General features: G+C 47.5%; 18 protein-coding genes. 2 read left to right on the forward strand and 16 right to left on the reverse strand.

Annotated features, from left to right (window positions below):
* Positions 1 to 216 precede the first annotated feature (216 nt).
* The 12 genes from B1748_RS28250 to B1748_RS28305 all read right to left on the reverse strand — a co-directional run bounded on the left by B1748_RS28250 (position 217) and on the right by B1748_RS28305 (position 10,556).
* Entirely contained in the window at positions 217 to 1,008 is a 792-nt protein-coding gene (locus tag B1748_RS28250; protein ID WP_087571305.1) for a DeoR/GlpR family DNA-binding transcription regulator, read from the reverse strand.
* Between the two features lie 147 nt (positions 1,009 to 1,155).
* Positions 1,156 to 1,971: a PhnE/PtxC family ABC transporter permease gene (locus B1748_RS28255; protein WP_087571306.1), complete on the reverse strand. Its 816-nt coding sequence runs from the start codon at positions 1,969 to 1,971 to the stop codon at positions 1,156 to 1,158.
* 1 nt (position 1,972) lies between these two features.
* The gene (locus B1748_RS28260) at positions 1,973 to 2,758 is read right to left on the reverse strand and encodes a PhnE/PtxC family ABC transporter permease (RefSeq protein WP_087571307.1); all 786 of its coding nucleotides are present in this window, start codon (positions 2,756 to 2,758) and stop codon (positions 1,973 to 1,975) included.
* Positions 2,748 to 3,536, reverse strand: a complete 789-nt coding sequence (gene phnC, locus B1748_RS28265; RefSeq protein ID WP_087571308.1) for a phosphonate ABC transporter ATP-binding protein — start codon at positions 3,534 to 3,536, stop codon at positions 2,748 to 2,750. Before phnC ends, B1748_RS28260 begins: the two co-directional genes overlap by 11 nt.
* Before the next feature lie 62 nt (positions 3,537 to 3,598).
* Positions 3,599 to 4,660, reverse strand: a complete 1,062-nt coding sequence (locus tag B1748_RS28270) for a PhnD/SsuA/transferrin family substrate-binding protein (protein ID WP_087571309.1) — start codon at positions 4,658 to 4,660, stop codon at positions 3,599 to 3,601.
* A gap of 44 nt (positions 4,661 to 4,704) precedes the next feature.
* Positions 4,705 to 5,844: a phosphonoacetaldehyde reductase gene (locus B1748_RS28275; RefSeq protein ID WP_087571310.1), complete on the reverse strand. Its 1,140-nt coding sequence runs from the start codon at positions 5,842 to 5,844 to the stop codon at positions 4,705 to 4,707.
* On the reverse strand, positions 5,844 to 6,653 hold the full coding sequence (phnX, locus tag B1748_RS28280; protein WP_087571311.1) for a phosphonoacetaldehyde hydrolase: 810 nt from the start codon (positions 6,651 to 6,653) through the stop codon (positions 5,844 to 5,846). The genes B1748_RS28275 and phnX overlap by 1 nt, the downstream gene beginning before the upstream one ends.
* Positions 6,654 to 6,889: 236 nt before the next feature.
* Positions 6,890 to 7,150 (reverse strand): hypothetical protein, encoded by a 261-nt coding sequence (locus B1748_RS28285; protein WP_087571312.1) that lies wholly within the window; start codon positions 7,148 to 7,150, stop codon positions 6,890 to 6,892.
* Positions 7,151 to 7,204: 54 nt separating this feature from the next.
* Complete coding sequence (locus B1748_RS28290) at positions 7,205 to 7,657, reverse strand: helix-turn-helix domain-containing protein (protein WP_087571313.1); 453 nt, start codon at positions 7,655 to 7,657, stop codon at positions 7,205 to 7,207.
* Between the two features lie 120 nt (positions 7,658 to 7,777).
* Entirely contained in the window at positions 7,778 to 8,947 is a 1,170-nt protein-coding gene (locus B1748_RS28295; RefSeq protein WP_256975980.1) for a DUF1835 domain-containing protein, read from the reverse strand.
* Positions 8,935 to 9,834 carry a hypothetical protein gene (locus B1748_RS28300; protein WP_087571314.1) on the reverse strand — a complete coding sequence of 300 codons (900 nt, stop codon included), beginning with the start codon at positions 9,832 to 9,834 and terminating at the stop codon, positions 8,935 to 8,937. The genes B1748_RS28295 and B1748_RS28300 overlap by 13 nt, the downstream gene beginning before the upstream one ends.
* A gap of 152 nt (positions 9,835 to 9,986) precedes the next feature.
* Positions 9,987 to 10,556, reverse strand: coding sequence for a dihydrofolate reductase family protein (locus B1748_RS28305; RefSeq protein WP_087571315.1), 570 nt, complete (start codon positions 10,554 to 10,556; stop codon positions 9,987 to 9,989).
* A gap of 267 nt (positions 10,557 to 10,823) precedes the next feature.
* Here B1748_RS28305 and B1748_RS28310 point away from each other — a divergent pair, with 267 nt between their 5' ends.
* Complete coding sequence (locus B1748_RS28310; RefSeq protein WP_087571316.1) at positions 10,824 to 11,435, forward strand: TetR/AcrR family transcriptional regulator; 612 nt, start codon at positions 10,824 to 10,826, stop codon at positions 11,433 to 11,435.
* On the forward strand, positions 11,432 to 12,043 hold the full coding sequence (locus B1748_RS28315) for a GNAT family N-acetyltransferase (protein WP_256975981.1): 612 nt from the start codon (positions 11,432 to 11,434) through the stop codon (positions 12,041 to 12,043). The genes B1748_RS28310 and B1748_RS28315 overlap by 4 nt, the downstream gene beginning before the upstream one ends.
* A gap of 72 nt (positions 12,044 to 12,115) precedes the next feature.
* Here B1748_RS28315 and B1748_RS28320 read toward each other — a convergent pair whose 3' ends face one another.
* The 4 genes from B1748_RS28320 to B1748_RS28340 all read right to left on the reverse strand — a co-directional run bounded on the left by B1748_RS28320 (position 12,116) and on the right by B1748_RS28340 (position 14,589).
* Positions 12,116 to 12,565, reverse strand: a complete 450-nt coding sequence (locus B1748_RS28320) for a GNAT family N-acetyltransferase (RefSeq protein WP_087571318.1) — start codon at positions 12,563 to 12,565, stop codon at positions 12,116 to 12,118.
* Between the two features lie 101 nt (positions 12,566 to 12,666).
* The gene (gene def, locus B1748_RS28325) at positions 12,667 to 13,182 is read right to left on the reverse strand and encodes a peptide deformylase (protein ID WP_087571319.1); all 516 of its coding nucleotides are present in this window, start codon (positions 13,180 to 13,182) and stop codon (positions 12,667 to 12,669) included.
* Between the two features lie 2 nt (positions 13,183 to 13,184).
* Positions 13,185 to 13,427, reverse strand: a complete 243-nt coding sequence (locus B1748_RS28330; RefSeq protein ID WP_087571320.1) for a helix-turn-helix domain-containing protein — start codon at positions 13,425 to 13,427, stop codon at positions 13,185 to 13,187.
* Between the two features lie 493 nt (positions 13,428 to 13,920).
* The gene (locus tag B1748_RS28340; protein ID WP_087571322.1) at positions 13,921 to 14,589 is read right to left on the reverse strand and encodes a DNA alkylation repair protein; all 669 of its coding nucleotides are present in this window, start codon (positions 14,587 to 14,589) and stop codon (positions 13,921 to 13,923) included.
* Positions 14,590 to 14,880: the final 291 nt, after the last annotated feature.

Raw genomic sequence — 14,880 nt, forward strand, 5'->3', positions numbered from 1 at the left:
AGTATATAGAAAAACGGCAATTATAAGCAATATAAATTACATGTTTTTGCAGTATCTTAATATTTCACATCGAATATTGCCGCTAAATATTGCACATTGGTGAAGGCGCTTAAAATGTGATGCGTTTTTTCACAAAAAAATAAGCGTATTCGACACCGCTTGGAAACGGCGACAAATACGCTTTCCGTCATTCTCCGTCCAATCGGACGGCGTAAATCAGTTTTGCGGGTAAACGACCTTAATCCCCGAATTTTTATATTTTCTCACGACGTCTTCGTTGATCGTGGAATCCGTCATGATCATGTCGACGTGATCCAGCGGGCATACGTTCAGGTACGACACCTTCTCGAATTTGCTGGAATCCGCCGCGACGATCGTCTGTCTGGCGCTGCTCATGATCGCTTTGATAATATCGATCTCGTGGATGCGGAAGTCGGTCAGTCCTTTGGTCACGGAAATCGCGTTGATGGATATAAAAGCCAGATCGATATTGTAGCCCGCGATATCCTCTTCGCACTTTTTGCCGTACAGCGCATACTCCTGCTGATCCAGCACGCCGCCTGGCACAATGACCGTAAAGCCCGGCTTGTTCGCGAATTGCTCGATAATGCGCAGACCGTTCGAGATGATCGTCAGTCGCTCGAAGCGTTCCGCCAGCTTCTTGGCGATTTCCAGATTAGTCGTTCCCGCGTTTAACGCAATGGCTTGTCCTTCCGAAACGTGTTCGCATACGAGCTGCGCAAGCTCGACCTTTTTCTCCTTGTTCTTGCTCTCGCGATAGGAGAAGACGTTCTGGTCGCCCCGCTCCTCGGGCAGGATGGCGCCGCCGTGCACGCGCTTTAGCAGCTTCTTCGTCTCCATATTTTCCAGATCGCGCCTGACCGTATCGATCGACACGTTAAGGACGCTAACGAGCTCCGTCACCTTGACGGAATCATTCTGCTTCAGTATCTCCTGAATCTTCTTATAACGTTCTTCCTGCAGCACTTTATCCCCCGCTCCCGCCATCAATTCCGCTTCTTCTCCCTCTAGTATACATGCCCGCTACGAGCTCCTCAACTATTTTAGTTTTTTGTACTACTTTTTGCTTCTTTTTACCGTTATAAAGACACGCAAAATACAGCGCACCCAAACATGAGCGGCTGTATCTTACCCTTAAGCGTTGACTGCCAGCTTTCTTTTAATCCATCTTGCAAGAAGCTCCAGAAGGATCGCGAACGCCAAAATCATATACGTAATAAAGCCGATCTCGCGGATATCGAAATAGAAGTTGCTGGCCATGAACATATCGAATCCGATGCCGCCTGCTCCCGCAGCTGCACCCATAGCCACCGCTACGGCGAAATTGATTTCGAACCGCACGAACGTCCAGGAAATGATATACGAGATCGAAGACGGCAGCACCGCCTGGAATACGATCTGCCACCATCCCGCTCCGCTGGCGCGAAGCGCTTCGATGACGCCGTCTTCCAGCTCCTCGATCGACTCGGAGTAGGCTTTGACCAGATAGCTGATGGAATGAAAGGTCATGCCGATGACGGCGGCAACACTGCCAAGTCCCGCGGCTACGGCGAAGATCAACACCCATAACACGGTAGGCACGGCGCGTATAAAGGCTACAACGCTTTTGATCGCGAGCGAGACAGCGGGACGGGACAGATTGCGCGCCGTAAGTAAAGCAAGAAACAGCGCGATGACCGCTCCGAACAGCGTCGTCAGGAACGCAAGTCCGATGGTGATGGTGACTTGCCCGAGAGCCTCGCCGAAGGTGAAATGTTTGGCATGCGGCTCGATCAGCATCGTCCCCAGCGTATCCCCCGTCTTGCGGATCGCTTCCGATAATACCAGATCCTTGTAATCGAACGTCAGCAAGCCGAACAGCGTAAGCGTGACAAGCATCAGCAATGTCATTCGGATAACAAAAGATGATTTGTTAAACGGCTTGGCCGGTATGTTGGTGTTGGCATGCATCTTACATGATCACTCTCCTGACGTAATTCGAGACCGATTCGATGATCATGATGGCGACGACGATCGCGATGACGGCTAGGGAGGCCGAAGCGTAATTCAAGCTTTTGTAATATAGGTTAAACAAGAAGCCGATTCCGGTCCCTGTTAATATTCCGATTAAAGTCGCTTGCCGAATATTGGTCTCGATTGTAAACAGCACCCAGCTGATCAACTGCGGCAGACTCGACGGGATGACCGAATGCGCCACAATATGGATATAACCCGCTCCCGTTGCCCGAAGCGCCTCGACGGAGCTCATGCTCATCTCGTCGATCGACTCCATAAACGCGCGTGTCAGAAAACCAAAGGAACAGAAGAACAGCGCCAAATATCCGGTGAGCACGTTCTGGCCGAAAGAAAACAGCAGAATCATCGACCATGCCGCGACGTCGATATTGCGGAACACGGTGGCGATCCAGCGGCTGACCATACTAAACGGGCCTCCGATGCCCGTCTTCTGAGAGCCTAACACGGCAAAGACAAGCGCGAATACCGCAGCCGTGCTGGTCGCCGCGATTGATACCAGCAGCGTTTCGAGCAGTTTGTCGATAATGTCCGGCAGCTTATCCAACGCCTTTTCATTCGGGACAAAATTGCTGACCGCCCATTCCGCCGCCTTGGGGACGGAAGTAAACCCTTTAACGACATCATACTCCGTAATGATGATCGCAATGATGGTAAGCGCGAGCACAAGCGCGCAGAAAAACAACGTGTTGAGCCGTTTGCGAAGGAAAAAGCTACCCGACATGGCGACCGCCTTCCTCTTCCGTAAGCTTGTCATAATCGGCGCCATAGATCGCGCGAAGCTTTTCCTTCGTCAGTCCGGCAGGCGGACCGTCATAAACGACCGTTCCTTTATTGACCCCGACAATGCGATCCGAATAGTTCATCGCTACATCGACCTGATGCAGGTTCACGACGACCGTGATTCCCATCTTGGAGCAAATATCGCGCAGATGCTCCATGATGACTTTGGACGAATTGGGGTCGAGCGAAGCGATCGGCTCGTCGCAAAGCAGCATTTTCGGATCCTGCACAAGCGCCCGCGCAATGCCGACCCTTTGCTTTTGACCGCCGCTAAGCTGGTCGCAACGCTTATACACTTGCTCTTGCAGCCCGAGCACCTGCAGAAGACGGTAAGCCTGCGCCTTCTCCTCTTTGGTGTACAGGCCCAGCACCCCGGCGATAGTCGACTTGTAGCCGAGCCTGCCATGCAGAACGTTTTCGATTACGCTGAGCCTGTTGACGAGATTATAATGTTGAAAGATCATGCCGATCCGGGTTCTCAGCTTCTTAAGCTCATTTTTGTTCAATGCCAATACGCTTGCGTCGTCAAAGACGATTTCTCCGCTGCTGGCGTCAATCATGCGATTAATGCAGCGAAGGAGAGTCGATTTCCCCGCTCCCGAAGGACCGATGATTGAAACGAACTCCCCTTCCTTCACAGCGAAGTTAACATCCGACAACGCGCGCGTCTCCGAGCCGTATTGTTTGGATACATGCTTGAATTCGAGCAGCGTCCTCATGTTAATTCCTCATTTCTTATTCATGCGCTAGTAGACGTTTTCCATGGCGTAGCTATCCCAAATTAGTTGCCCGACAATTCTCTTACCGGGTCAAAGAACGCATCTTCAACGGCCACGAATTTCTCTTCGCCCGACTTTTTCTTAAAGATAGCTGTACCTTCCGCGTCTTTCGGCAAAAATATTTTTTCGTTGTTCGTTACCGCATCGGATGTAAACAGCTCGAGCAGCTTCTTCTGGTCGTCGGCGCTAAGCGTATCGGTATTGATCGCAAACGGCTGGTTCAGTACCGGCGTAACGGAGATCAGGACGAATTCCTGGCCGGTAATCGTATTAAACGGCTCCTCCGCGCCTTCTTTTACCTTGTAGACCGAGCCCGGCTTGTTCGCGTCGCCGGATACCAATTCCACATAGTTGGCTACGCACGTGTCGCAAAATGCCGCGACATCGGACTTGCCTGTCAACAGATTGACCGCGGAACCTTGATGCGAGCCGCCAAACAAAACTTCTGTAAATACTTTGTCGCTGCCGCCTTGCAGCAGGTCTTCCGCCGTAAGCTCTTTGAACTTTTCCATTTGGCTAAAGTGGTTTACGATACCCGCGGAAGGCACTTTAAAGCCGGAAGTCGACGAGTTGGATACAAACGAAAACTTTTTGCCGGCGATGTTGTCGATCGAGAACTCGCTGCCGCTCTTATAAGCGTCCTCTTCGCCTTTCTTGACCGCCAGCCAGCTGTAATATACGGCATCGTCAAGGGTGCCGGACTCGCCGCTCTGCACGAACAGCGGTTGCACCTTGTCGCTCTTCGCGTTGGCTTCTACGTAACCTTGCGCGCCCATGTATCCAATGTCGGCATTGCCGTTAGCCATGGCTTCGATTGCGATAATGTAGTCCGTTGTCGTTTGATGCTCGACCTTCTTGCCCGTCGCTTCTTCGATAATGCGAGAGAATTCGTCCCGCGCGCCCTTGAGCTCCGCGCCGGATTCGTTAGGATACCAGACCATCGTGATCGTGTCCTTGGATCCGGAAGAAGCCGAACCACCGTTGTCTCCGGCTCCATTGCCGCCGCATGCGGCGAGAAGCCCCACGAGAACCAAAGTAAGAACGAACGATAATGCCTTTTTCATTTCAATACTCCTCCATCATAATCGGGATTTGTTAACGCTATGTGTTATAGCAATGAAGCCAACATTAAATTCAACTCTTCCGGCGTAATGGCAGCCGGATTATTATCCATTCGGCCTTTGGTGTACGCATGCGCCACGATCGTCTCGATATCTTGCTCCGCCACGCCGTAAGCCTTAAGGGAATCGGATAAACCGTAGGCGGCGTAAACGGATTTTAGAAATCGTTGCACGCCATCCGCATCTTCCGCTCCGAAAGCGCGAAGGAGCTTATGCGGCTCGATCAAAGTTGCATAATTATGTTTCAGAACGACGGCTAGCGACAGGCTGGCCGCGATGCCGTGATCGATACCGTGAAGCAGCGTTAGCGGATAGGAGATCGAGTGGCATGCCGTCGTCTTGGTATTGCTGAACGCGAGTCCGGCCAACACGCTTCCGAGCGACAGCTTCTCTCTGCTGTCCAGATCATTCGGATTCTCCTTAAGCTGGGGAAGCGCCTCGCGAATCCGTTCGATCGCCTGCAGCGCGTAAGCGCGGGAGATCGGATTGGAATGCACGGACCAGTACGCTTCGGTCGCATGGCACATCGCGTCCAACGCGGTGGCCACGCTTAAGCGGAGCGGCATCGTTACGGTCAGCTCCGGCAAAATAAGCGCAGCATCCGCAAACAGTCTCTTGTCCGAGACCGAATATTTGCAGCCGCGTTCCTCATCCCACACCGTCGCCCAGCATGTCACCTCGGAGCCCGTCCCGGATGTGGTAGGAATACCGATCCAAGGCGCGAGCGACGGCTTGTTCGCATACATCTCGTTCGTAATGTACTCCCTTACGTCCGCAGGGCTATTGATTTGCGCGTGTTGCAGGGCCGAGAGCGCCTTCGCCGCATCCATGACGCTGCCGCCGCCGATCGCGATGATCATCTGATAGTCAAAGTCGCCTACGCTCTGGAGCAATTTATAAATATCCGCGATATCCGGATTGTTGAGCGTGACTTCAAGCACTCTTGTATGCTTGCCTTCAAGAGCATCTATTAACGGCGCCAGCAATTCGTTACGATCCACGCCGCCGCCTCTAGTCAAAATCAATACCCGGCTGAAGAGCGAACATTGTTTGCGTACTTGCTCCGCGCAAGCCTGCACGGATTCTTGACCGAAGTAGATCGCTACCGGGTTGTAAAAAGAGTTCATTACAATCCCCTCGCCAATCTATTGCGTTCCAGCGTTGCAATCTCCCCGGGCAGTTGCGAGATGGAGTCAATAATATAGTCCGCTCCCGCCTTTTCGAACGTGCGCCTGACTTCATCCTTCCTTGCCTTCAGCTCGTCCTCGTCCATATCCTGCACTTCCGCCTGCGTCAAGCCCAGCTCGCTGCTGCCCATAATAATGCCAATCGTCCATACACCCGCATTTTTTCCTTCGTGGATGTCCGATAAAGTGTCCCCAACCTTAACAACAGATTCCGGAGGAAATACGCCAAGCTCGTTCATGTTCTGAAAGATCATGTACGGATAGGGTCTTCCCGCCCTCACCTCGTCCGAAGCTACCATGTAGTCCGGCGAGTAGCCCTTTCGCCGCGCTTCCGGCACGATGACCTCCATCATCCCCTTCGTGTAGCCGGTCGTCGAACCGATGATCAGTCCGGCAGCCCGCAGCTTCTCGACTGCTTCCAGAGCCCCCGGGATAGGATCGGTATATTGTTTCAGCGACTCCATCAGCGTGCTTTCGAATCCGGCATATAAACGATCGACATCCTGGATCCCTGGCTCTTTGCCATGTCGCTCCGTCCACGCCTTCTTGACTCTATCCATTTTAAGGATCGTCTGAATATGATCCCGCTTGAGCATCCCCATCGGTTCTCTCGCTTCCCGATTCGTAATCGGTACTCCCTCTTGCTCGAATGCGTTCAGAAAAGCATGCATAGGAGCGAAGCAGCCGTAATCCACTACCGTTCCTGCCCAATCGAATATGACCGCTTTAATGCGTCCGCCGTTGTCCATTTATGTCTCCTCGTTTCGTTAGTCTTAGGTTCGTTTAACAATTTTGATTATAGAGCTCTCCTACGCTTACTTCAAGAGTTTTTGCGTTATTTTACGTATTTTTAACATTTCTATTGCGTTTTTATGCTGTTTTTACACTCCGAAAACAAAATAAAACAGCAAAAAGCCCTTTTCTCTTCATTTTGTGAGAAAAGGGCTTATAGATTTGCACGGATCGTTTATGGAGTGCAAGAGCTCTATCGTGCGGACTCCCCCGGAGGTTTGCGACCCTCGTCGGCCTTTGATTGTTGTTGCCGAAGCTTGACTAACTGGTCGTACCGCTCGCGGATATTCGGTATTGCCTCCTCGCGTAGCTTTTCGAGCCTCTCAGTTGATAAACGATTGAGTTCCTCTTTCTGCTCCGGGCTGACCTTGTACACTTTCGTCGTTATGATTTCGTCTGTTTCATACACCTTCGCTTTCTCCAGAGCCTGTTTCTCTTTGTCCCTGTTCGACACGTTCTCTCGCCTCCTGATTCGGTGAACGACCGCTTGATAACTAGGTCCTTCATCTTAGTCTTGTTTATATTTTTCTTTTAGGATACTTGAGCCGATTCCCCCAGCTATCATTAAAAACAAAGAACCGAAGTTCCAAAAAAATGATCCGCCATACAGTGTAATCTCGAGTGGCGTTACTTTGTTTAGGAAGAGGACAACGAGTTTGATTACCAACAGCGCTAAGCCCACTAAAACGAAGAAATCAAATAAAAACTTTATCTTCGGATGGGCTAATTGCTTACTTTCTTTTATCACCTTTTTTGTCAACTCTTCGTCACTCTTTAATAACTCATCGATAGTTACCCCAAACAGATCGCTTATTTTAATTATGATTTCAATGCCTGGGTAGTTCTGGCCATTCTCCCATTTCGAAACCGACTGTCTGCTTATAAACAGTTTCTCAGCAAGTTCTTCTTGAGACCAGCCTTTCTTATTTCTTTCCGTTTTCAACTTCTCTCCAAAGATCATAGCCGCAACTACCTTTCTGCAATTTATAAGCCTATATTGGATTAACCCCTTGCAGAAGTAAAGACCGCTTTGGTTGCGTGGCCCCGCAACCCCTAGTTGCATGTGATCGTACTGGGCTTGTTAAGGTTTTTTCACTGGATTCATTTCATGCTGTTTGCGTCTGACGCTGTAATAACGCATCGCGGCGGGTACGCCTTTTATTTCGAGAACTCCATCATAGATCAGCTCCCTTAGCCGATATTCAAAATAAGAATCCCCGATATATTGCTCGCAATAACCAATCGCCTCTCCAATTAAACGTGCCGACTTCAGGAAGCCGTTATCTTTCACAGGTGGCTTAAGACCGTCCAGCTTCTCTAGCAGGTATTGATCAAAATATTCTGCTGACACCTCAAGAACGTCGTTGTCCTGCCAAATGCGCAGCGTTCCTGTTTGTTCCGTGAGCTTCTTCCATTCCCGTACCAGCCCCGCGATATCAGCAGTGCACAACTTACCTTTGCCCTCCAGTTGAATGATCGCTTTCTGTAGTTTGTCCGAAGGAATTTCTCCCGAATGCCTATACTCCATGTATGCATCTGGTCGGTTATAAAGCTCCTCACAAAATGCGCATGCGTCATTTACGGAAATGGCGTTTCTTTTGTTGCGAAGCAGATAAAGCGCGTGTCTCATTCCTGCCTGCTCGCATGTATTGCCACTGGTCCAAACGATGATTTCCGCCTGTTCCGGAATTTGTCCTATCTTTTCTAAGAGCTCATTGTATTCATTTTCGAATTCAGTGTAAGCTTCGAAAGCTTCCGTAATATTGTTGCGGAACCAATCGCCGCGTGCCATACGTCCTTCAGGTAAGTCCAGACCGTAGATCGGGCCAATCGCGTAATTTTCCCTTAACGATATCAGTTTGTGCGTTTCCGTGCAGCCTAGTCCTTTTAATGCCTGTTTCATGCTCCCCGCAAAGGAATCCCCGATAACGATATGGACATGGGTACAAGTCGGTACTGGCCTCCAGACCGCTCTTTTTTCCTGAAGCCCCATCAACTCGTCATACAGCTCAATCAGTTTGGAAGCCGCTGCTTCAAGCGTATCTTCCTGCTCCTTCATCAACTTGATTTCTGCCAAAATAAACTGCAGATAAGGCTTCAATTCCTCTGCTCCCAAACGATCGGTTGCCTGTTTAATTGCAAAAATATCTTTCAATTTGATTTCACCGCTCCCCGTATTCGCTTTATCTTGATGTATATTTGTTTCTGCTATTTCTTTTATAAGCACTGGCTCCCTTGTTAACTTATCCATGTATCGTTGGCTTTGGTAACTTGCCATTTTCCGTTTAGGAACTCTACTTCGACCAATGTTCCAATCGCACCTTTTGCGGACTTGTATACGGAACCTTTGATGGTAACCTTATTTTCCATGATTTCGGTGCTCTCCACTCTAAGTAAAACGCCATCGATTGAACTAGCATCCTTAACTAGACCTTTCTCCTCCAATTGCTCCAAGTTGCTGTCCATTATGTCCACGTTATATTTACTAAAATACTCTAATATCTGCTTTTTATTTTTATCAGATAAATCCGTTAAGTTGCTCATATCAATGGCGATATACTTCATGTCATCAATAAGTCCCTTCCAGAGCGGTAAATAAGCGTCTAAAGCGAGCTGATAAATTTCTCCCATTTCTCTTTCTGGATCGGAATCATCCGTTTCTCCCGATATATCTATACATTGACCTTCAGGACATCGCACTGTATTGAGCGCTTTAACATATTTATCATTATGATTCACAACAATAACGTCTCTGTCATCTTCGTCTTTAAACGCATATATCTTGCTACCTACCGCTAGAGCGTTACTATCTCCATCCTGTTTCACATAAGGTTGTTCAATAACGCCATCTTTGATCGAAATCAAATCAAAACTAGAGATATCCCTTTTAACTTGCCCGATCTCGCTTCCTACTTCATCATTCTCGACGATTGTATTGGTAATCCTATACGTCTGACCATTACCCCAATGAACGAAAGGATATGGCCAAGACGCTTGACTGCTGACTCCATCTTTAGACGGTGGGGCTTGATCAGACTTCACTGCGGTTGCATGATCAACGTCCCTTGATTGACCGCAACCACTCAAAATCAAAAGAAATACTAATAAGTAAATTCCAATAGGATTCCATTTGATCATTCTGCACCTCCCAAACTGGTTTTGCTTTTAGAACGTACCAATGACAGTAAATGTTACACTATCCTTCCCGTTCAACAAACAACGGCAACCGATAGACCGGTCGCCGTTATGTTATGGTGCAGTCGTTCCGCGTTGGCGAAACACCTTGTATGTTATTTCTCCAACTCATAACGGGTCGCGATAATGCCCGACTTGAACGTTCGGCTGGACAGCAGCTTGAGCCTGGTTTTCTCGCCGCCGCCGTCGAATACCGATTTTCCGCCGCCGAGGACGACCGGACAAATTGTAAGCAGGAATTCGTCGATCAGGCCGAGCTCAAGCAGCGTCTTTGCCGCTCCCGGGCTGCCGAAGATAACGAGATTTTTGCCAGGCTGCTCCTTGAGCACCTTGATTTCCTCTGCGATATTATCCTTGATCAGCATCGTATTGTTCCATTCCACCTTGTCCATCGTGCCGGAAATGACGATCTTCTTAACATCCTGCAGCCAGTTGGCATGCTCCATATCGTGCTTCGACGCGTTCGGATTGTTCAGCATCGTGGGCCAATAGCTCTCCATCATGCGATACGTCGTGCGTCCGTAAACGGGAGCTCCGACTTCGGCCACGATCTCCTCGGCGTATTTCTCTAATTCCTCGTTGTACGGAATCCAATCGAGTCCCCCGTTCGAATCCGACGCATACCCGTCCAGCGACACATGCATAAACAATACGAGTTTTCTCATGTCCGTTTCTCCTCCGATTTTGAATTTACTTTGTTCGATTTATATGGCCGTTGGCCCGCGTTCCATCCTACTGTTTCGTTTATAATAAATCATTACGTTACGTAAGGTTCAAGTGGAAATCTTCATTTTCTTTATAGTAATCCTCTGGCTGTTGTTTCTCTACAGATCATAGCCGGTACACTCCATTCCAGTCCACGTTACATGTTGACAATTTGCATCCTTGATTTTATAATGAATAAAATTTCATTCATTAAAGGAGCAACCCAAATGCCCCGTACACCTGAACAATACGAAGCCATGCGCCTTGCAACTCGCACCAAAATCCAGACAGCAGCGATGCAGCTATTCGTTCGTCAAGGATACGGCTCCACCAATGTGCAGCATATTGCCGACCAGGCTGGCATTAGCACCGGTCTGCTGTACCGCCATTACAAAACAAAGGATCAGCTATTCGAGGAATTGGTGCAGTTCGCCATGGCCGGACTTGAGACGCTGATCGTCAAATTTCAGACCAGCGATGAGCCTGCTGAGGAACTGGCACGATTCGCAAACGAGGTATATCTCGATCTGTCTTCCGGCGATGACTTGGGACACCTCTTACTGCTGATGACGCAATCCTTCTTCTCCACGGAGACGGACGGGTGGAAAGCGGCTCTCAAGCAGATCCATACCGATCTGCTGCAAGCGACTGCCGAGCTCATCATCCAGGGGCAGCGACAAGGCAAGCTCCGAGAAGGGAACGCTTTTGAGATGGCGCAATATTTCTTTTCCTCCATTCAGGGACTTGCGATGATGAAGATGATGCTGGAGGAAAAATTTTCAATGCCGTCGAGATCGCTCTTGACCTTAGTATTCGAAAAGGAAGGTGAAACGTTGTGAAGCACTCAGGCGCATTTGAGGTTGTCCGGGCAGACCGCGCTGGAGGAGAGGTCAGACACCAGATGGCGGAAATTTTCGCCGACGGCTTCTCCCAGTGGCTCACGTATTTCTCTAGAGACCGGGATGTCATCGTAAACGCGTTCGCCCATATGTTCGTGCTGGATCAATTTTATGTGGCGCTCGCCGGCGATCGGGTGGCAGCCTTCGGCGCATGCACGGACTGTCGGAACTTCTCCCTAGAACTTCAGAGCGCACCGCTCCGTCGGCACCTGGGCTGGTTCAAGGGCTCGATGGCTGCACTCATTCTGAAGAGGGAGTTCCAAAAGCCGTTTGTCGACCCGCCATCCGAAACGGGCTCGGTGGAATTCATCGGTACTGCCTTATCCTTCCGCGGCCAAGGAGCGGCTTCGGCGGTTATTCTACATATGCTGGATCATTTGCCGTACCGTAACTTTATTATCGAAGAGGTCGCCGATACCAATATCCCGGCCATTCGATTGTATGAGAAGCTGGGGTTCACGGAGTACAAACGCAAGTCCCTATCCCCCAAGCAGTCTCGCAGATCTGGTATCAATCACATGGTCTCGCTGTGTTTGGAGAAGGCCTGAGCCACAACAAGCGCCGATAACATTTATAAGATTTGCGTATCCTTCAGATATCGTTACATTTATTAAGTATGGTTATTCATTAGTCAAGTTAATAATCTTATCAAAACAAAATGAATCTTTGTCATAGCCATTGCGCTCATAAAAAGCATGGGCATTGGTTCGCTTCATCCCGGTACATAGAATAATGCTGGATATTCTATTGTCCTTCGCATAATTTTCAGTGTATCGTAGCAGTTCAGTGCCTACCTTATGACGCTGTAATTCCTTATGAACAGCAAGGCCGGTTATATGCAGATAACCATTTTCGGACCCTACAGCTAATCCATGAACGATAGATATGAAACCAACAACATGATTCTCAAGTAACGCTACAAACGTTTTGTAATTGCCGGCTTTGATCATCTGTTCCATCGTAACGCGAAAGTTCTCATCCGTAACCGTATGCACTCCAAGTACATCGTTCCATAAAACAACAACTTCGCTATATTCATCTGCTGCAATTTCCCGTATTTTAATTTCCATGCCCTACCCCCGTTAACGTAATGAAGCTGCCGGTCAACACCGACAACTTCATTTCGTCGTTTATTTAACTATCGTTCTCCGATAACGTAAAATCCGCCTTATTAACCCTGGTTAGTTAATCGAATAACATCTAACAAGTTAATCTTTTGTTCTGTTCGTTCATGAATCAACCAGTCTTCTCGAACATGATCAACAAATAAAACGCCGTTTAAATGGTCGATCTCATGTTGGATGCATCGGGCTAGGTAACCTTCTCCTTTAAAAATAATGGACTCCCCTCGGCGGTTTAATGTTTTTACCATAACGGTAAGAGATCTCTTAACAATTCCGTAATAACCGGGAAAAGACAAACAAGCTTCGGAACCGTATTGTTCACCATTCATTTCTAATATCTCAGGATTTATTAGTTCTATAAGTCCATTTCCGCAATCCATGACAATCAATCTTTTCAGGACTCCTACTTGAGGTGCGGCAAGACCAGCACGTCCGTCATCAGCATACAAGGTTTCAGCCATGTCATTAAGAAGTTTTATCGTTCTTCCATTGATCTCAGTCACTGGCCTAGCTATTTTACGCAAAATCGGATCTCCAAAAGGCAGAATGCTCTTTACCGACATGTCTAACCCCCTTTCACTTTTTGAGGGGAAGTGTGTACCCATAAGTCATTGGGGGTGCATTCCAAAGCTGTGCAAAGTGCATCCATAGTCTCGGATTTCATTTGCCGTGGTTCGCTATTTAATAAACCGCTAATGGAAGCACCAGACAGGCTGTAATTCGCTTTTAGTTTCAACAGTCGCGCTAAAGCTACTCCAGTCCAAATCCCGCGATCGGCCATTACTTGCCGCAATGCCCATTCAAGCATCAAATGCCCCCTTAAGCACTGGTTAATTTTATTAGCTGCTACCTAATTAAATTACCATAAATAGGATCTGATAAAAAGAGTACTGTAAAACTTTTTTTTCGTCCATGCAAAAAATATCTCCTTCGATAAGTGTTGTCATTTTGGCCCTGCAATCGGCAATGTAAAACAAGCGGTGGATCGCTTCCACCGCTTTACCTTCATATCCGTTAGCGTAATTCACAATCAGACAGACTTATCTATAATGTTTTTCTGCTTAGAGTTCGATTTACTTATTTCGATCAGTCTGTATATTGCATCATCTAAATCTTTACTTTTTCTAAGCTGTCTATTCCACATAACCAAATTGAGAATCAAAAGGATGATGATTATGATCATAAGAAGTAAACTGAATATGAAAAAATCCCCAGTTGCCACATTACTCCCTCCTCACTTTGAGCTAACGTTCCCCGATAGCTTAATCCTATTTTCTCAATAATTCATTGAAAAAAGGTAACTAATTATTTTGTCGTTTGTTAACTTCAATTGTAATAAACTCCGGTAAGTAGTCAGGTGTACATCCCTTTGATACCATTTCATCTTTGTAAAGACCCGTTTTTTCACCAAGTTTAATACAACGTGCACGATTCTTTTCATCATAAACGCCTATCCAGCCTGCGGTGAAATTCATAGCCCATTGAACTTCCGGTTCTTCCTGCGTAATATTAGCTTCTATTGTAGAGATTAATTCTGCGGTGTTATCAGGCGGTGTTTGTCCAGTCCATCTCAATCGCGCTTGATAATACCAGAAAACTCGTCTTTGAAGAGCAGAAGGGCTATTTTCCCATGACTCCATCAATGCAATTGTCTTCTTGTCTTTGGAGAGCTGATTAGCCATTAACCAATCCATTAAGTTATTTCTCTCATCAAAAGCGTGAGTCAGCATATCCTTATCAAGTTTATTTAGCACTTCTTGTGAAAGAAGTTTTTTATCCATAATTAAGATTGCTAATAATCTGGGCAAATACTCCTCGGTTGACCAAAGTTCCATGGCTAGTTCATGATCTTTTTTAATGTCCTTTGCGATTTTTCTTAAGTCGCCTAACATAGTTTTACTATTGATCTGAAGTAGAATGTTTTCTGCTTTTGAAGAACGTTTTATTTCCGTACCTTTATTTTCATTCATTTTATACAACTCCTTTAATAAAGCACTGTTTCATAATGTTGCATCTGATAGACTAAAAACAATGTGGACATATCCACCATAATACCACATATTGGTACTTTCCTACCCATTACTTCAATAAACAACGGTAACCGAATGGGTGGCCGACTGCCGTTTTGTCATGATGCTATCGTTCCCAGTTGGTTCAATGATTCGTACTTCTACTTATGATACGGTTCTCCGGGTTGTCTGTAACGGCAAGTTTTAAGGCCATCCTTTTATGAACTGCTCCCCGTCAAGTAGACAGTACAA

Source organism: Paenibacillus sp. MY03, assembly GCF_002165585.1.
In the GTDB taxonomy this organism is placed as follows: domain Bacteria; phylum Bacillota; class Bacilli; order Paenibacillales; family Paenibacillaceae; genus Pristimantibacillus; species Pristimantibacillus agaridevorans.

Bases quoted from the DNA above. Each gene is read 5' to 3' on its own strand.
- B1748_RS28250 (WP_087571305.1), bottom strand. From the start codon at position 1,008: ATGGCGGGAGCGGGGGATAAAGTGCTGCAGGAAGAACGTTATAAGAAG.
- B1748_RS28255 (WP_087571306.1), bottom strand. From the start codon at position 1,971: ATGCATGCCAACACCAACATACCGGCCAAGCCGTTTAACAAATCATCT.
- B1748_RS28260 (WP_087571307.1), bottom strand. From the start codon at position 2,758: ATGTCGGGTAGCTTTTTCCTTCGCAAACGGCTCAACACGTTGTTTTTC.
- phnC (WP_087571308.1), bottom strand. From the start codon at position 3,536: ATGAGGACGCTGCTCGAATTCAAGCATGTATCCAAACAATACGGCTCG.
- B1748_RS28270 (WP_087571309.1), bottom strand. From the start codon at position 4,660: ATGAAAAAGGCATTATCGTTCGTTCTTACTTTGGTTCTCGTGGGGCTT.
- B1748_RS28275 (WP_087571310.1), bottom strand. From the start codon at position 5,844: ATGAACTCTTTTTACAACCCGGTAGCGATCTACTTCGGTCAAGAATCC.
- phnX (WP_087571311.1), bottom strand. From the start codon at position 6,653: ATGGACAACGGCGGACGCATTAAAGCGGTCATATTCGATTGGGCAGGA.
- B1748_RS28290 (WP_087571313.1), bottom strand. From the start codon at position 7,657: ATGATCTTTGGAGAGAAGTTGAAAACGGAAAGAAATAAGAAAGGCTGG.
- B1748_RS28295 (WP_256975980.1), bottom strand. From the start codon at position 8,947: ATGGATAAGTTAACAAGGGAGCCAGTGCTTATAAAAGAAATAGCAGAA.
- B1748_RS28300 (WP_087571314.1), bottom strand. From the start codon at position 9,834: ATGATCAAATGGAATCCTATTGGAATTTACTTATTAGTATTTCTTTTG.
- B1748_RS28305 (WP_087571315.1), bottom strand. From the start codon at position 10,556: ATGAGAAAACTCGTATTGTTTATGCATGTGTCGCTGGACGGGTATGCG.
- B1748_RS28310 (WP_087571316.1), top strand. From the start codon at position 10,824: ATGCCCCGTACACCTGAACAATACGAAGCCATGCGCCTTGCAACTCGC.
- B1748_RS28320 (WP_087571318.1), bottom strand. From the start codon at position 12,565: ATGGAAATTAAAATACGGGAAATTGCAGCAGATGAATATAGCGAAGTT.
- def (WP_087571319.1), bottom strand. From the start codon at position 13,182: ATGTCGGTAAAGAGCATTCTGCCTTTTGGAGATCCGATTTTGCGTAAA.
- B1748_RS28330 (WP_087571320.1), bottom strand. From the start codon at position 13,427: ATGCTTGAATGGGCATTGCGGCAAGTAATGGCCGATCGCGGGATTTGG.
- B1748_RS28340 (WP_087571322.1), bottom strand. From the start codon at position 14,589: ATGAATGAAAATAAAGGTACGGAAATAAAACGTTCTTCAAAAGCAGAA.